Source organism: Metabacillus arenae (assembly GCF_014773385.1).
Lineage (GTDB): Bacteria > Bacillota > Bacilli > Bacillales > Bacillaceae > Metabacillus_D > Metabacillus_D arenae.
In genome coordinates this window covers 55,890-71,426 of record NZ_JACXAI010000032.1, presented here as the reverse complement: position 1 = coordinate 71,426, position 15,537 = coordinate 55,890, and the positions used below count along the sequence as shown (strand labels likewise).

The following is a 15,537-nucleotide window of genomic DNA, read 5'->3' as shown; positions in this document are numbered from 1 at the left end:
CAACGCATCAAAATGAGGTTCACTTGGTTTTTTTGAAACATAAGAAGTCTTATCCTTAATAGAGGAACCAGTGATAGTTAAAATAAGCGGAGGTTTCCGGTTAAACTGTAGAATAGAGCTCAGTTAGGTGTATATAAGCGGAGGTTTTCCGATTAAGCAAAGCAAATGTACCCATTTTCACTTTTTTCGAGTCAATAGTCGGAATCTTTCCGTCTATTTTGGCTATTTTCAGTGCTATTAGATAAATAAGAGAAATTTCTCCGCTTATTTATCAAACTCGCTTTAGCGACTAATTAACTTGTACAACTTAAAAAAGTGAAAATTTAATAAAGGCTTAGAGATATTTGCATCTCTAAGCCTTTTTTATTGTGTTGTAAAATTTATGAGTTTTGCTATGTGATAAGGTTTGTGATTTGCCGTTTTGCACCTTACAAGTAAACCCGTTAGCCTTTTGCACGCTCTGTTTATTTTTAATAGCTGTTCTAACAAACTTTGTTGCTATTTGTATAGGTGATGATTTCGAGAGTGAATATACAACTAGAGGTGAAACTAGAAGCAATCGGCGATTCACCGATTGCCTTTATTTAAACCTCCACTTTATCTCCAGAACAATTTAGAAAAGAGCCTTTTAATTTGAATGGATATAAGGTGTTTCTTCGCTGGCCCTTACCATAAATTCGTACTGCAGCAATCTTACTTCGAACAGCTTAAGCGGATCATAGTAAACTTCAGGGTTTGATTCCATTTTTTCAAGCATTTCTTTAGCCTCGTTTATCTCCATCTCTGTTTCTGCCACTGTCTCTGTCAAATAGCTGAATGGAGCCTTGAAAAACATGGAGATATCGGCTTTTAATGCCTTTTCAAACAGATTAAATTCAAGGAAGAACTTATCTGCGATTGATTTAGCGACATCATCATAATTTTTATTCTCTAAATACTTTTTGTATTGATTGTAGAGCAAGCTTTTGTTTTGAGGGATCGCTCCAAACAGTCTTCCTGCACTTTTCAATAAAAATTCCGCTGGTTTAAAGCGTAATAATATATTTTCATCCTCTACTTCTGCCCTATTCGTCATCCGGGTTATATCCCTGCGCCAATCCTCAACTACCTTAAAATCACATTGCAGCTTCATCTTTTCTTCCCCATATAATCCATTAAAGGAATTACACATCTCATTTAAATGAGATTGGCTTTGCAGGAGCTCTTTATGGGAAGATTCAATCCATTCCTGAAGAGCAGCGCTGAATCTTGGTACTAAATCTTCTTTAAAATATGCCTGGATTTTGTCATTCATTTTATTGTTAAGCTCAACATGAATTTGACTAAAATCACTATCCTCACTTAACAAATTGGCACAGCCGCGAAGTAATTCAGGGATGCTTTCTAACAGATCTCTCCTCATTTCACCTTTGACAGATTGATAAGATTCTTTAATTTCCCTGACCTTTTCACCCTCTAAATCCTCTATGTGATGAATCAAGCCATTTAATCTTCCTAAAATGTCTTCATTGAAATGAACAGTTTCAATCAGATGGTTTTCCATAGCAACCCGGTTATTTAGAAGTTCTGTCAGCGACCTGCGGATTAAGTATAATAGCTTTGTTGATCGTAATTCTTCAAGAGCCAAAGAGTTTGATTGGAACACTCTTTTCATAAACTCTGCCAATCCTTGCTGCTTGGAAACTGATTTCAGGGAAGAGTATGGGAATACTTGAGCTTGAGGGAAAAACCCTTTTACCCTCATTTCCATTTCCTCCACAAATTTTTTCACATCTGTTTCAACCGGCAGAATATCCATTTTATTTAGCAAAAAATGCATAGGAACTTCAGGAGCATTCTCTTTTATTTTTACTAAAAGATTGAGTTCCTCCTCAGTAAAAGGATCACCAGCATCTAAAACAAACAACAGCCCATCAGCTAACGGCAAGTAATCAAGCGTTTCACTTCCATCAATTGTTTCCTGCTCAAACCCAGGAAGTTGAATGAAGGAAAGATCGTTTTGATGTAAAAACCTTGATGGCCATTTTAATTCAACAATGGCTCCCTTCTGCAGCTCGCTTATATCAGAAAGCGGTCTTTGTGAAGTATGAGAAATTTCATTCATCTCAGTCACATCGCTTTCAGTCCGAACGAAAACAGTTGGAGACGGACCTTCCAAAAGCTTCTCCTCTAACATCGAATTAATAAATGAGGATTTTCCGCTTCCAATCATTCCTGCAACGGCAATACGAGTTGTCCGCAGATCAGACAGCTGGGAAACAAGCCAAGGTTTTAAATAACTTACTTCAAGATGGTTGTTTTCTGCCCATTTCATTAATGTTTTAAAGAGATCTAGACTGTTATCCAAACTAATTTTTTCATGCTCATTATTAAAAATTAAGTTTTCAGCAGCTTTGAAATCGGATGAATCAATTGACGATGGAAATACCTCACTCCATGCCAATATAGCTGTCGAGGCAAATAGAGCTTTTGACTTACTCGTAATTTTAAGCCAGTTTCCAAGTAAAACAGGAATAACATCCTCTAGTTCCTTGATCAAATATTGTCCTGCAATACATTCAAGATATGTTTGTTGATGGAGTTCAGCAAGTTCCTCCCATGATTCACGCGCATTAACATTTATATTTAAAAAGATCGTATTCACAGTCTTAAGCCAAGATAAATAAGTATCTTGTGTTTTATAATTATTCCACAAGGAAGAGGTAACAAGCTTAAAGTATTGCTGTTTCGCTCTATAAAGCGTTATTAGTACCTGATAGAAATAATCTGGTGCAAAAGCCTTTGTATACCCTTTGTCCGCATACTTAAGGAGAACTTCAAACCATTCAACCGATTCCGTTCTGATCGATTCGGCAACAGCCAATTCAACTGCCCGTTTCCAATCCACCTGATCCTCATAAAAATTCTTTGCAATTTCCGTAACATTTGGATAATCCGGGTCCAGCTCAATGGCATTGCCCAGCACCTCATAAGCTAGCTCAAGCTTCCCTCTTTCTAGATAAAGTGAGAACAATTGCAAAGAAATCTCCATCGAAAGGGATTTAGAATCAGAATTTATCGCAGTGTATGTATCCTCTGCAGAAGATAAGAGTCCAAGTTCATAGTAAGAATCTGCAATATTCTTTTTCGCCCATGACTCAAGCTCATTATTAATATTCTCCCATTTAAAAATGGCAGCTTCATAGTCTTTATGCTGGAAATAGACCTCGCCTTGTGCATAGCGAACATAAGACAAATCGTATATTTCCTTTGTCTGCTCTTCCATATAAGCCTCGCCAAGCACTTGAACAGGATGCAGACTACTGCTGTCAGCAAGAAAAGTTTCATAATATGTTTTATTAATTAATCGCGTTTCTTCAGTCATGATTTCCTCCACCTACATGTAATCAAATCGATCTGCTCTTATAGTAATATTCTAACAGAAAAATGTCGAAAATAAATTTCAATTGCTTATCAATTTCACCTTTTCCTTTGATTATCAGGATTTTCAGGCGAATATAAGCACAATCTGACTCTCTACTATTAAATGATGCAAACTTGGTTTTTATTCTTTTAAAAATGCCTATTAACACAAATTGGCTCATATCGACAAATTCCCGCTAATAATTACGGGAGAAAACGACAAAACATTAGGTATTAATTCTTAAGTTCAAGACAGAGTATTGCAGGAAGTCTGACTATATATAGTCATTTTGGACAATATATCTTGACTTCAGAAAGTAAGTCTTGTGATCCCAGATAGTAAATCTTGAGAATCGGACAGATTATATGTAGAGTCAGACATAGGGGATGTGAAATCCTTCAACGTTTCCCCATAATTAACTTTAATGCATGAATACTTTAATCAAATTAAACATTCTAAAACTATAAATAAAGTACCAGAAAGCCAAATTGGCGCATGGCACATTGTCATTAAATGAAGAAATAAACCTATAACCTTAATAAAGTTAGGTATAAGAATTCCCCTTCTCAGTCAACTTAAGAAGAAAAGGAGATGATTCTATGCCAAAAGACAGCGAAATTCAGCATTCAGAAGCAACCCCTCATTTTGACGGAAAAAATGAAAGTATCATTAATGATTCAACTTCGACCCAAGGAAAACAAATGGGAGTTGAAACAGTAGCCGATAGAGAGTTCACACAGAAAAGAAATCCTTTTCACCTTTCTCAAAAGAAAAACGAAGATTTTGAACAGTTGGGACAAGTACTTGGCGGAAAAAAGGTCGATGAATAATTTATTTTGCTCTTAAACAGACAGTAAAACCCTCACCTCAATCTAAATACGAGGATGAGGCTTTTAAAAAATAATCCTTTCAGGGGGGGTTTCCCCCACTGATGAAGTTATAAAGAACTAATGCTTAAGGCAATTCTGCCTGATTTCTTTAACTTTGTTTGGGTCTATAGGTCGCAATAAACTATTTCCATAACGAACACCTGAACCAAAATGAATTTCTTTGACGTTTACTTTCTTTAAAAACCGTTCAAGATTTTCAGGAGTCAACCCAGCTCCAGCCATTATATTAAGATCGCAATTTTCCGTCCATTGTAACAAAGGCTGATATTCGCTCACAGCGTCCATGGCTTTTTGTTTGCCGCCAGATGTTAAAATCCTAGAAATCTGCGGATACTTTTGAATTACCTGCAGGGCAGCCAGTTGATCAGATACTTCATCAAATGCCCGGTGAAACGTAACATCCAACTGCTCGGATTTATCTAGTAATGCTTTGAGAGTGTCTTCGTCTATCTGATTGTCAGCAGTAAGTGTGCCAAATACAACTCCTGTTGCTCCCAATTCCTTGCACACCTCAATATCCTTAAGCATCATTCTTACATCCTCATTTGAATAACAAAAACTTCTGCTATGCGGACGAATCATCACACTCACAGGAATCCTTAATTCTCCACAAACCTCTTCAATTAATCCATAGCTCGGTGTTAAACCGCCCTCAACTACTCCTGTTATCAGCTCAATTCTTGAGGCACCAGCTTCTTGAGCAGCTATGGCATCGCTTAGCGTATCAGCAATTACTTCAATGATCATAGGTTTATTCCCTTTCTAGTTTTTTCATAGAAATCGGTCCATCCTTAAAAGTTAAAAGTCTCCCCCACATCAGCCGCCAAGGCTCTTTGATACACACTTTGAGCAACCATGGTGTCTAAATAAGCAATACCTACCGCTTTATAAAAAGTAATTTCTTCCTGTTCGGTACGCCCTTCTTTTTGGCCGGTAATAATTTCACTGATTTCTCCATAAATGGATTGAGCGTTCCATAATCCCTGTTCGATCGGCACAATGAGGTCACCTGCTTCATGAAGTGCTCCTTCCATAGTGTCAACGACTATTTTGCCGCTTTTGTACAAGGTTTGTACATCCACTTCCTGCATATGAGACTGATATGAACCAATTCCATTAATGTGAGCTCCTCTTTTCAATGATCTTCCATCAAATAATGGTGTGGAGGATTTTGAGCTGCAAATCACGATGTCTGCGTCTTTAACGGCCGCATTGGCATCTTGCTGAACTGTAATTGTTCCTTTCCAGTTTGGAAATAACGCATGCAGCTTTTCTTTTAAACCTTCCGCCTTTTCAAGCGTTCGATTAAAAAGGAGAATGTGTTCAATTTCTCTTACGGCCATAACCGCCTGAATTTGTCCTAATGATTGAGCTCCGGTACCCAAAACAGCGCACACCTTTGCATTTTCTCTTGCCAAATACTTAGTAGCCACGCCGCTTGAGGCACCTGTTCGCATAATTGTCAAATAGCTAGCATCCATCAAGGCAACATGTTCTCCTGTTAGACCATCAGTTAAAAGAATAATGCCTTGCAGCACCTTTCTTCCTTCCTTTGCATTATTTGGAAATATACTGACAACTTTTAGGCCAGAATAGTTTACCGGTTCGATATAGGAAGGCATATATAAGGTTTCTGCTTGTTCTTTTTCATGTGGAACTGACAGGCGGACAGGAGTTACCGTTTTTCCCTCTTTTTCATAACGAAACGCTTTCTCCACATCAGCCATGCAATCTTCCATTGTATAGAGATTCCTAATTGTTCGTTCATTTAATAACAGCAACATATTCACTCCTCTAATAGACAATAACCCTTGGTAAAAGATATCTGAGCTAAAATCTAGATCGCAGAATTTTTCTGTTTTTCAATCGCAATAGCTTTGGTTGTATGAATAAACATCATGGCAATCAAAGAGATAAAACCAGCTAGTATAATATAAATTGCAACTGGAATGGAGGAATTGCCAAAATTACTTAATAGAGCAGTCGCAATTAATGGAGCGGTACCACCCGCCAGTGCTGCACCAAGCTGATACCCGACCGTAACACCAGTGTAGCGAACATTGGTTGCGAATATTTCTGAAAACATCGTACCCAAAACGGCTGTAATTGGCGCCCAAATGATTCCCAGGCCAATAATGGTTGCCACCGTCAGCCAAAAGACAGACCCTAAAGATAATAAATAAAAATAAGGGAATGCATATAACATCATCGCAACAGTACCCCATATATAAAGCGGCTTTCGGCCTACCTTATCCGACCATTTACCCATAAACGGAATCATAATTGTCGTAATCAAAGTAGCGATGGTAACCGCATTTAGGGCAGAGCTTTGCTCAAAGCCAAGCGTACCAGCCGCATAAGAAATAATAAACGTTGAAAAAATATAAAATGGTCCAGTCTCTACTACCTTCGCGCCAACAGCTATAAGGACCTCCCGCCAATGATATTTAAATGTGTCGACCAACGGAACCTTTGCGATGTTTCCTGTTTTTTGTGCCTCTTTGAATGCAGGGGTCTCATCTAAGCCATTTCGAATCCAAAGTCCCATAAATACTAGTATTGCGCTTAAAATAAATGGTACACGCCATCCCCATGATAAAAATGCTGCATCCGGAAGCAGGGTCATGAGTGAGATCGACAACGTCCCTAACAACATACCGATGGGTACGCCCATTTGTGGAATACTTCCAAAGAAGCCTCTTTTCTTGTCAGGGGCATATTCGACAGCAAGAAGAAGTGCGCCTCCCCATTCGCCTCCAATTCCGAGTCCTTGAATAAGCCGTAAAACAATTAATAAAATGGGTGCCCATATCCCGATGGCTTCATAGGTTGGCAGCAACCCAATCAGAACCGTTGCTCCTCCCATTAGTGACAAGGTTAAAACAAGGGTCTTTTTCCTCCCAATTTTATCGCCAATATGACTAAAAATCACGCCGCCAAGCGGCCTTATAAAAAACGGAATGGCAAAAGACGCATAGGCGAGCATTAGGTTTACGGCCGGATCGCCAGAAGGAAAATAAAGCTTACTAAATACAAGTGCTGCAATCGTTCCATATAAAAAATAATCATACCACTCAATCGAGCTCCCTATTAAACTGGCGATCAATGCTTTCTTTGCTACTTTTTGTTCCCCTTGTTGCTGATTCACTTCACCCACTCCTTTGTTTGTTCATATATAAATAGTTGCTTTTGACATTTTAAATATTGTCAATTAATCACCATTTGCTTAAAATCTCCCAACCAGCCTCTCCCCAAGAGGAGATACAGTAACCTTTGTTAAAAAAGCTTCTTAATAGAGCTCTCAACTACATCAATTAGTTTTTCAACGGTCTGTCTCGCTTTGCTGTCATTTCCTTCTTTCACATATAGAAAGAGCTCTTCATGTAAATGATAGGTATCTTCAAAAATCCGTTTAATTCCGAATGGCTTTTGCCAAAATTCATGAAAAGAATCATAGACGGAGTCGATCATTTTACAAAGAACTTGATTATGCGATGCTTCATATAGTGTCTGGTGAAAAAGCAAATCGGCTTTTGCTGTGTCTTCATTTAATATTCGGAGCTGTTCATAAATCTTTAAATTTGCTTCCATCCTATTTAGCTGGTCTTCTGTTGCATTACGAGCTGCAAGCTCAACAGCCCTTCCTTCAAGACCTCTGCGTACATCACACAGTTGAAGAAGGAAAGTCTTTTCATTCTCAATTTGAATTCGAGTTTGAATTTGATGGGAATCAGCATCCTTTACTAGGATCCCTTTTCCATTAACAATTTCGACAAAATGAATAGCTTCTAAATGCCGCATTGCTTCTCGAATACTCGTTCGGCTGACACTGAATTTCAAAGCAAGCTCTCCTATTGAAGGCAGCTTGTCCCCTTTTTTAAGCTGTTTCATTCTGATGTATTGTTTTACTTCCTCTGCGACAATTTCATGAACCAATTGTTTTCTTACCTGCTGCATATTCCCTCACCTCCCATCAACAAAATGTATCTACCTATCATATAGGTTACTATAATATGAATATTATGACAATTAACAATATTGTTAACCTTTTAATTTTTAAAGAAAAGAAAAAGGAGTATTTAAAGAAATACCCCAAAAAATCACATTTTTATTTCTAAAAAGATCTCTCAGCCATCCTATAGAAAATAAAATCTTATTGCTGATACTGTACACTATGAAGCTTTGCAAAAATTCCTCCTTGATCGATCAGCTCATCATGACGCCCTTCTTCAGCAATCCCATTTTCGGTAACAACAACAATTCGGTCTGCATTTCTGATTGTTGCAAGTCTATGTGCGATCACAAGTGTAGTCCGGTCTTTTGCAAGCTCAGTTAATGCTTTTTGGATGATCCCTTCTGTCTCTGTATCAAGTGCGGATGTAGCTTCATCTAAAATGAGGATTGGGGGATTTTTCAAAAACATCCGCGCAATGGCGATCCTTTGTTTTTGACCGCCCGAAAGCTTTAAGCCTCTTTCCCCGATCTGTGTCTCATATTTATCAGGAAGACCTTGAATGAAATCTTCGAGATGAGCCCGCCTAGCTGCCCCTGCAATCTCTTCCTCGGATGCGTTCAGCATTCCATAAGCAATATTTTCACGCAGCGTTCCAGTAAATAGAAAAACATCCTGCTGGACAATGCCAATTTGAGAACGGAGCGAGGATTTTGTCATTTCTCTAATATCGATCCCATCAATCGCAATTGCTCCTTCGTCGACATCATAAAAGCGAGGAATCAGCGAACAAATTGTGGTCTTTCCTGCTCCAGAAGGTCCAACAAAAGCCACAGTTTCCCCTGCATTAATTTGCAGATTGATCCCGCTTAACACTGGCTTGTGATTTTCATAGCTAAACGTTACATCACGAAATTGAATATCACCTTCCAAGGCTGCTACCTGCAGGGCATCTTTGCTGTCTGCAACCTCAGGCTGTTTATCAATCAACTCTGTAAATCTCTTAAACCCTGCCATTCCTTTTGGATAAAGCTCCATAAGCGCACTGATTTTATCAATCGGTTTAAAAAGAACATTAATATACAGAACAAATCCAACTAATTCTCCATAGGAAAGCTGTCCTGTAAAGCTTAACCAAGCACCATATACAAGGACAACAAGGATAATCAACCGAGTTAGCATATAAATGCCTGATGAGCTAAAAGACATAACCCGGTATGCACCAATTTTCGCTAAACGGAATCTCTCATTGTTTTTTGTGAATCTTGCAATCTCATGATCTTCATTTGTAAATGATTGGACGACACGAACTCCAGATACGCTGTCTTCAACTCGAGCATTTACATCGGCAATATTGCTGAACATCTGTTTCCATGCTTTATTCATTTTTAAGTTGCAATAAACAATAAGCCATACAAGAAACGGAACAACAAGAAGGGAAACTAAAGCAAGCTTCACATTGATCGTAAACATGATCCAAAATGCTCCCACAAAGGTCATCACGGCAATAAACAAATCTTCGGGGCCATGATGGGCAAGCTCTCCGATATCAAATAAATCGTTCGTAATTCGGCTCATAATATGGCCTGTTTTCGTATTATCGAAGAACCGGAATGACTGCTTTTGAACATGCTGAAACAGCTCTTTTCGCATATCTGTTTCAATATTAATTCCGAGCTTATGCCCCCAGTAGTTCACAATATACTGCAAAAACGTACTCATGACATATAAAAGCAATAAGCCAAGACTTACCCAGACAATAGCAGGCCAATCATTACTTGGGAGCAGCTCATCAATAAACCATTGCACAGCTAATGGAAACGCAAGCTCTAAAACGGCTACCACAACAGCACTGCTAAAGTCCAAGACAAATAGTTTTTTATGAGGACGATAATAAGAGAAAAAACGTAGAATCATATGAGACCTCCTGTTGAATAATCCAATTAGTCTAAGCAAAATTATATTCCGAAAAAACATTTATAGCAATTTTATTGTATAATATTTCTAATTACTCTTATTAGTAAAAAGTTCAAAAGGAGGATGATGCCGATAAAAAGTAAAACTTGGGATCATAAGTGATTATGATGCCAAATAACTACTCAAAAACCCAATCTTGGGCATCATAAGTGGGCTTTGATGACCGATTCCTACTCAAAACCGTATCTTGGGCATCATAACAGGTCATTGTGCTCATCATTTCTTAAAGTAAGCATATTAAAACAACAATCTCATAGATCAAAGCCAAACTTTATTTCTGATTACCAGATTGATTTTGTATAAGAAAGGAGAATGACAAATGCTTTCAAAACCTAATGATAATGAATTTGCACCTTATTACGAGGAATATATCAATATGGTACCCGAAGGAGGATTACTAGAAATTTTAAATGATAGTTTAGCAGAAACGATTTCGCTTTTTAAGGGGATATCTGAACAAAAAAGTATGTACCAATACGCACCTGATAAATGGACAATTAAAGAAGTTCTTGGCCATATGACTGATACAGAAATCATCATGTGCTACCGTCTGCTCCGGATAGGGCGCGGAGATGCTACACCGCTGACAGGGTTTGATGAAGACACATATGTTAAAGCTGCATGCTTTAATGATCGCACATTAGAAAACCTTCTGGACAGCTTCATCATCACTCGGCAGGCTACACTCAACCTAATTAAGAGTTTGCGGAGCGGGGATTGGGTGAACACCGGAACAGCTAACGAGCAAATCGCGACGCCCCGGGCAATTGCATATATCATTGCAGGCCACGAAATGCATCACCGGAAGATACTAGAGGAACGGTATTTAAGAAGGGCTTAAGAGGCCTTTTACAGCTAATCATTTAAATAAATAAATGAACATCTTTCTGAAGAACAAAGGTGAGATTGATGAATCGGCGAAATAGCCGATTTCTTTTTTTATAAAAATGCCCTTTACACTTTAATAAACTTCAACATCTAATAAAAAACCTCTCCCCAAAAACACAAAAGAAAAGTCCGTTACATGAGAGAAACTAACGACCTTTTTCCTATAGGTTGTTTGCTTTTTTATCAATGCCGGTATATTGATGAAAGATTACGCAAGTTTTAAAATAACTTTCCTTTCTCAAATGCCTCCGTTCCTATGGGCTTTTTTCCTTCTTTATCCTTCCCATTGTAATAATCTTAACAATTCTGTTTTCATTTATCTCTGTAATTTTTCAATCTAGTAACATATATAGAATAATAAGCCAGTTAAATAGTCATTTGGTGACATTCCGTACAGACAACCCAGGATAAATGACTCTATATTTTTTCCGCCCGCTAATTCTTTTGGCATATTTTTTATTAACAGTAAATTCACACTAAACAAATATTAGCTTAAATTACGTTTGTTAGTTTTTTTATAGAGAAAAGATTAACCCCTTATAAAAAGGAGGATTTCAAATTATGGATAATAGCCAACCTTACAAAAAAAGCATGAACAGACGCGACTTTCTAAAAGCAGGAGGCTTGAGTACAGCTGCATTAGCATTAGGTACTACGGGTGTACTCTCTCTCGGTGCTAACAACTCTTTAGCAGCACCGGTTAAGCATGCAAAAAAAGGAAAAGCAGGTTTTGGGCCTTTGGTCAAAGATCCAGGCGGAATGCTTGATCTTCCAAAAGGGTTCCAATACCGCATCATCTCCGAAGAGGGCGGTAAACTTTCCGATGGGCGTCCTATTCCTGCCATGTTTGACGGAATGGCAGCATTCAATGGACCTAAAAATTCTACAGTCCTTGTTCGTAACCATGAATTGACTGGAAACACAAAATACCCGGTAATCGGAAAAAACCCATATGATAAAGACAATACAGGGGGTACAACTGCTCTTGTTATAGGACCGAATCGCAAAGTAATCGACGAATATGTGACTTCTGCAGGAACTATTCGAAACTGTGCAGGAGGTGAAACACCGTGGGGGACATGGCTTACATGTGAAGAAACGCTTGAAGAAGGCCACGGGTATGTATTCGAGGTAGATCCTCATAATCCTGAAGGTAAATTGTCCAAAACACCGATTAGAGATATGGGTGCTTTCTCACATGAGGCAACCGCTATTGACCCATCAACAGGAATTGTCTATTTAACAGAAGACGGAGGCCCTAGCTTCCTTTATCGCTTTATTCCGAAAGACCGGAGCCAAAGACAAGGCGCCTTGCAAAAAGGCGGCAAACTTCAGGCTGCGGCTATGGAAGAAATGGTGACAGCTAGTGCAAGCAAGTTTTATACAGGTCAAAAATTCGGAATTGTTTGGAAAGATGTGGATCCTGAAAAACCTACTCTTGAAGCAAAAAATAAAGGCTGCATCCAGTTCAGCCGCTTAGAGGGCGCGTATTTTGCAGGCGGTGTATTTTGGTTTGATGATACATCTGCCGGGGATAAAAAACTTGGCCGTATTTACCGTTATATCCCTGCAACAAACACATTGGAGCTTTTTTACGAATCATCAGAAATCAACGATTTGGAAATGCCGGATAATATTTGCATTACTCCATGGGGCGACTTATGGATTGCGGAAGATGGCGACGGCATTAACCGAGTTATCGGAATTACGCCTGAAGGTGAGAATTATGTGTTTGCCGAAAACAAACTGAATGATTCTGAATTAGCCGGGCCTACCTTCTCTACTGACGGAAAAACATTTTTCGTAAATATTCAAAGTCCAGGGATTACTTATGCGATTTGGGGACCGTTCGCACGCAAAAATGCTGGCCGCCAAAGGCTAATGGGTCATGCTGCACCTCCAATCCATCTTGCGCCGCAAATTTCGGACAAGCTTAAAGGATTTGCAGAGGTTCAAGGTATCACTGAGCTTGAAGCTGCTGCATTCCATCGTCATGGTATGCCTATCTTATAAGATACACTGAAAATTAATTTATAGGAGGAATTTAAATGTTTCAAAACATCGGAATTCCAGGTTTAATTATTGTTCTAGTCATTGCGTTAATTATTTTTGGACCTTCTAAGCTCCCTGAAATTGGACGTGCCTTCGGAAACACTTTAAAAGAGTTCAAAAAAGCCACAAATGATCTTGTAAATGGTAATAGCCAGGAGAAAACAGCTTCTGAAGAAGAAGGGAAAAAGCTTCATGCCGTTCAACAAACAGAAACAGTAGAGAAAACAAAAACTGGAAGCTAAAGACCATGAGAGATGTAGGCAGGCAAGATTTTGTCTACATCTTTCTATATATTGGATAAAGGAGTCTTCCTCCCATTATGCCTTTAAATACCTCTAATTTGAAGAAAGGAGCAGCCATTGTGATTGCCGTTTGTCCAAAGCATATAAGAAATGGGCTAAAAACGTTATACCTTCCCCATGTAAATAAAGTTGATGAAAAGGCTGCAGGTTAAGTTCTTACATTTATCTATATCTGAATGGATATAATACCTTCTAGTACATATTGCTAGGAGGTATTTAAATGTTTAGAACAACAGCAGGTGACCTTATGATGGAGCTTCTGATTGATTGGGGTGTTGACCATGTATATGGAATGCCTGGTGATTCCATCAATACGTTAATTGAGTCGATTCGAAAAGTAAAGGATCAACTTACGTTTATCCAGGTCAGACATGAGGAAGCAGGAGCCTTGGCAGCAGCAGCTTATGCGAAATTGACTGGTAAGCTCGGTGTTTGCATGGGAATTGCAGGCCCTGGTGCCATCCATTTATTAAATGGTCTCTATGATGCAAAGTTAGATAGAGCTCCAGTGTTAGCAATTGCTGGACAGGTTGAAACAGATTTGATGGGTACAGATTTCTTTCAGGAGGTTGATTTAGCCAATCTTTTTAAGGATGTAGCTGTATATAGTCAGACAGTTATGTCAGCTGAGCAGCTTCCTGCCGTGTTAAATCAGGCCATCCGTGCCGCATATGATAAAAAAGGCGTCTCTGTTCTTATCATTCCTGATGACATACCAAAATTTGAAGTAGAACGGCAAGCTCGAATCACAAGCTCGTTCTTTGTTCAGTCTACTGCCCTTCCGCAAGAAAAAGATATTAAAAAAGCTGTCGACATTTTAAATGAAGCAAAACGTCCTGTCATCTTAGCTGGAAAAGGGGCCAGAGGAGCAAGTAGCTCTCTTCTTGCTTTTGCCGAAAAAATGAAAGCACCAATTGTCCTTAGTCTGCCGGGAAAAGGGATCATACCTGATGAACACCCGTACTGTTTAGGCGGTCTTGGTTTATTAGGTACAAAGCCTTCAACGATTGCAATGGAAGAAGCTGATACTCTAATAATGGTCGGTACCTCCTTTCCATTTACAGGCTTCCTTCCTGCAAAAGCAAAAACCATTCAAATCGATAAGGATCCTTCCCAGATCGGTAAGCGTTATCCCGTTGATGTAGGACTTGCCGGTGATTCCCATCAGACTTTAAACAGCCTGATGGAATTAGTCAAAAATGACAATAATGGTTCTTTCCTAGAGGGTTGCCAGGAAAACCTAAAAGAATGGCGAACAAAATTATATGAGCAGGAACAAGATCATTCTACTCCTATCAAACCTCAGCGTGTCATCCGCGCACTTCAGGAAGTAGCAGATGATGATGCCATTCTTTCAGTAGATGTCGGAAATGTTACCGTTTGGATGGCCCGCCACTTTAACATGACAAATCAAAAATTTGTCATCTCAAGCTGGCTTGCTACTTTAGGCTGCGGCCTGCCTGGGGCGATTGCCGGTTGTATTGCCTATCCAGATAAGCAAGTATTCGCGATATGCGGCGATGGCGGCTTTCAAATGATGATGAATGACTTTGTCACCGCTGTAAAATATGATTTACCACTCGTCGCTATTGTTCTTAACAACCATAAAATCGCTATGATTAAATTCGAACAGGAGGTTATGGGTAACGCTGAATTCGGCACCAATCTACAAAACCCAAATTTCGCAAAGTATGCCGATATTTGCGGGGGAGTTGGATTTAGAGTGGAACAGCCTGAAGAGCTTCTCCCAGCCCTGAAAAAAGCAGTTTCTGAAAAAAAACCATGTATCATTGATGTCGTAGTAGATGCGAATGAAGCACCATTACCTGCAAAAATTACATTTGGACAAGCTGCCGGCTATGCCCGCCACATGCTGAAGGAATTTTTCCAAGAAGGGAAGATTCATAAGCCGCCTCTTTAAAATTGGCTGTTTTTATAAATTTATACTACGAACTTGTGCCTCTCCCTGAGGTGAGAGGCAGGTTGTGAGACTTGAATAATTAGAGAACCACCAATTCTTTATTTAACTGTTTTTTATACCTCAAAAGCAACAATTATATAGATGCGAGAGGA

12 protein-coding genes are annotated in these 15,537 nt (G+C 39.0%); 6 read left to right on the top strand and 6 right to left on the bottom strand.

Annotation, left to right across the window (positions count from 1 at the left end; genetic code table 11):
- Window positions 1-628: 628 nt before the first annotated feature.
- Entirely contained in the window at window positions 629-3,364 is a 2,736-nt protein-coding gene (locus IC621_RS20215) for a GTPase (RefSeq protein WP_191160810.1), read from the bottom strand.
- 638 nt (window positions 3,365-4,002) lie between these two features.
- Between IC621_RS20215 and IC621_RS20210 the strand changes: the two genes are divergently transcribed.
- On the top strand, window positions 4,003-4,233 hold the full coding sequence (locus IC621_RS20210; RefSeq protein ID WP_191160808.1) for a hypothetical protein: 231 nt from the start codon (window positions 4,003-4,005) through the stop codon (window positions 4,231-4,233).
- A 117-nt stretch (window positions 4,234-4,350) separates the two neighbouring features.
- Here the strand turns inward: IC621_RS20210 and IC621_RS20205 are convergent, their stop codons facing one another.
- From IC621_RS20205 to IC621_RS20185, 5 genes are all read right to left on the bottom strand, one after another.
- Window positions 4,351-5,040: a copper homeostasis protein CutC gene (locus tag IC621_RS20205; RefSeq protein ID WP_191160806.1), complete on the bottom strand. Its 690-nt coding sequence runs from the start codon at window positions 5,038-5,040 to the stop codon at window positions 4,351-4,353.
- Between the two features lie 44 nt (window positions 5,041-5,084).
- Window positions 5,085-6,074, bottom strand: a complete 990-nt coding sequence (locus IC621_RS20200) for an ornithine cyclodeaminase family protein (RefSeq protein WP_191160805.1) — start codon at window positions 6,072-6,074, stop codon at window positions 5,085-5,087.
- Between the two features lie 56 nt (window positions 6,075-6,130).
- A complete protein-coding gene (locus IC621_RS20195; RefSeq protein WP_396653085.1) occupies window positions 6,131-7,441 on the bottom strand; it encodes an MFS transporter in 1,311 nt (436 codons plus the stop codon).
- A gap of 128 nt (window positions 7,442-7,569) precedes the next feature.
- Complete coding sequence (locus tag IC621_RS20190) at window positions 7,570-8,250, bottom strand: FadR/GntR family transcriptional regulator (RefSeq protein WP_191160801.1); 681 nt, start codon at window positions 8,248-8,250, stop codon at window positions 7,570-7,572.
- A 196-nt stretch (window positions 8,251-8,446) separates the two neighbouring features.
- Complete coding sequence (locus tag IC621_RS20185) at window positions 8,447-10,162, bottom strand: ABC transporter ATP-binding protein (RefSeq protein ID WP_191160799.1); 1,716 nt, start codon at window positions 10,160-10,162, stop codon at window positions 8,447-8,449.
- Window positions 10,163-10,541: 379 nt separating this feature from the next.
- Here IC621_RS20185 and IC621_RS20180 point away from each other — a divergent pair, with 379 nt between their 5' ends.
- The 5 genes from IC621_RS20180 (at window position 10,542) to IC621_RS20165 (ending at window position 15,385) form a co-directional block, all read left to right on the top strand.
- A complete protein-coding gene (locus IC621_RS20180) occupies window positions 10,542-11,063 on the top strand; it encodes a DinB family protein (protein WP_191160797.1) in 522 nt (173 codons plus the stop codon).
- A gap of 608 nt (window positions 11,064-11,671) precedes the next feature.
- The gene (locus IC621_RS20175) at window positions 11,672-13,123 is read left to right on the top strand and encodes an alkaline phosphatase PhoX (protein WP_191160795.1); all 1,452 of its coding nucleotides are present in this window, start codon (window positions 11,672-11,674) and stop codon (window positions 13,121-13,123) included.
- Window positions 13,124-13,158: 35 nt separating this feature from the next.
- Entirely contained in the window at window positions 13,159-13,404 is a 246-nt protein-coding gene (locus IC621_RS20170) for a twin-arginine translocase TatA/TatE family subunit (RefSeq protein WP_191160793.1), read from the top strand.
- Between the two features lie 77 nt (window positions 13,405-13,481).
- Entirely contained in the window at window positions 13,482-13,616 is a 135-nt protein-coding gene (locus IC621_RS26920) for a hypothetical protein (protein WP_263576003.1), read from the top strand.
- 68 nt (window positions 13,617-13,684) lie between these two features.
- On the top strand, window positions 13,685-15,385 hold the full coding sequence (locus IC621_RS20165; RefSeq protein WP_191160791.1) for a pyruvate oxidase: 1,701 nt from the start codon (window positions 13,685-13,687) through the stop codon (window positions 15,383-15,385).
- The last annotated feature ends 152 nt before the right edge of the window (window positions 15,386-15,537 follow it).